This window comes from Neorhizobium sp. BETTINA12A, assembly GCF_023006485.1.
Lineage (GTDB): Bacteria > Pseudomonadota > Alphaproteobacteria > Rhizobiales > Rhizobiaceae > Neorhizobium.
On the sequence record NZ_JALBGW010000305.1, the window covers coordinates 1 to 2,078 of the forward strand.

Genomic DNA, 2,078 nt, shown 5'->3' on the forward strand with positions numbered 1-2,078 from the left:
AGGCCGGAGGCCGTACGGCTGGCCGGCGGAAGGCGCTGATCAGGCGACGAGGCGACGGCCGGGCATCTCTTCCCGCTTCTGGCGATCGCGGGCGAGCCGTTCCGCACTGCGGGTCTTGAAGCCGCGTAACGCCGTCACCAGCCGTTCCACCGCATCGCGCAGGTCCGACGTCTGTTTCGACGTATCCAGCACCATGGCCGAATTTTCCTGGGTGAGCGAATCCATCCGGCTCAGCGCGCCGTTGACCTCATGCAGGCCTATCGACTGATGCGCCGCCTCGGTGGCGATCGTCTTGACGATGGTGTTGATGTCGTCGATGCGCGTGGTGATCTGGCTGAGCGCCGCACCGGCATTATTGACGAGGTCGACGCCCGCCTGCACCTGGCGCGAACTGTCGGAGATCAGATCCTTGATCTCCTTGGCGGCATCGGCGCATCGCTGCGCCAGCGCCCGCACTTCCTGCGCCACGACAGCGAAACCGCGACCGGCTTCGCCGGCACGCGCCGCCTCGACGCCCGCGTTGAGCGCCAGAAGATTGGTCTGGAAGGCGATCTCGTCGATGACGCCGATGATCTTTGAAATCTCGTCGGACGACCGTTCGATCTCGCCCATCGCCGCGACGGCCTGCTTGACGACCGGTCCCGAGGCCCGTGCTTCCGAAAGCGCTACATCGACGGCCCCGGCCGCCTTGCTGGCGCCTTCGGCGGTGCCGGAAACGCTGTGGGTGAGCTGGTGCAGTGTCGCGGAACTCTCCTCCAGGCCCTGGGCCTGTTCCTCCGTCCGCCGGGCAAGATCCTTCGAGGCCTGGGAGATACCGTTGGTGCTGACGAGGATTTCCTCGCCGGCATGGCGCACGGTCGCCAATGTGCCGCGCAGCCTCTCGGCACTGCCGTTATAGCCTTCCGCCATCTTGACGAAGTTTTCAGGAAGAGCGGTGGAAAGCCGGCTCTCCAGATCGCCTGCGGCAAGGCCCTTCAGCACGTCGTCCAGAGCCTCGAGCGCAACTTCCTGCTCCTCGTCGGCGGCGAGCTTCGCCTCCTCGGCGTGGCGGCGCTGTTCTGCCTGTATCTCCAGATAGGCGGAGATCGAATAGTCAGTGTCGAGCATCGCCGCCTTGACCAGCGTCGCGACGTCCTTGGCGAGCTTTTCGGATTTGCCGCGCCCGAAACGGGACGGCCAGTTCTCGGCCATCACCTTGTGGATGAGGCTTTCCACGACCAGCGCCTGACTGCCGATATACCAGCGCGGATCGAGGCCAGAATGGGCATGCGCGGCGCCGACGGCCCGCACACTTTCCACATAACGCTCGTCGTATTTGGCTTCGCCGACGACGTTCCAATGGCTCATCTGGCGCTTCTTGGCGCTCTCCGTGTGAGCCTGACTGGCGAAGAACTTGGCGGTGTCGGGTGTCGACTGGATCTTCTTGTAAAGCGTGCCGAGAGCTGCCGAAAGACCGGCATTGATGATCGGCGCAAGACGACGAAGCGTCGCTCGCGCTTCCTGATCCAGACCGATGAAATCCAGGCGCTTTTGCAGTTCGTGTTTTTCTTCAGCCGACGACATTATGATCCCCCAATCCGCCGCGGTCACCACCCAGCATGGGGTGTATCGGTTCCATATTGTGAAGGCTAAGGTGTAGGATCTCTTAATAACGACCCCCAAAAACTGATAGAAAGTTACAATTTGCGACGTATTTTCGCCGACCATACGACGCAGATGCGGCGGACGCTCAAGGAATTTGCTTGCGCGAATTATTCGAGCGTATAATAAGCCCTGACGCCGTGCGAAGAACGGCCTGCCCGTTCCTCAGGAGATGCCCCCCGTGAACCGCCGCACCTACCATAGGGCAAGCGAGGCCGAGCGGCGCGAGGACCTGATTGCCGCGACGCTCGATTGCATTGCCGAGTTCGGCATCCAGGGCGCGACGGTCCGTCAGATCGCCATGCGCGCCGGCGTCACCGGCGGGCTGATCCGGCACTATTTCAGCAGCAAGGACCAGATGCTGCAGGCGGCCTATCGCAAGGTGATGGCCGGCATGACCGAGGCGGCGGTTGCTGCCGCGATCGAGGGCGAGACGG

Annotated in this window: 2 protein-coding genes; one reads left to right on the forward strand and one right to left on the reverse strand. The window is 63.1% G+C overall.

What is annotated here, in order from left to right; translation table 11 throughout:
• Window positions 1-39 precede the first annotated feature (39 nt).
• On the reverse strand, window positions 40-1,563 hold the full coding sequence (locus MOV61_RS29615) for a globin-coupled sensor protein (RefSeq protein ID WP_247139135.1): 1,524 nt from the start codon (window positions 1,561-1,563) through the stop codon (window positions 40-42).
• 259 nt (window positions 1,564-1,822) lie between these two features.
• Between MOV61_RS29615 and MOV61_RS29620 the strand changes: the two genes are divergently transcribed.
• On the forward strand, window positions 1,823-2,078 hold a 256-nt coding region (locus MOV61_RS29620), incomplete at its 3' end, for a TetR family transcriptional regulator (protein ID WP_247139136.1).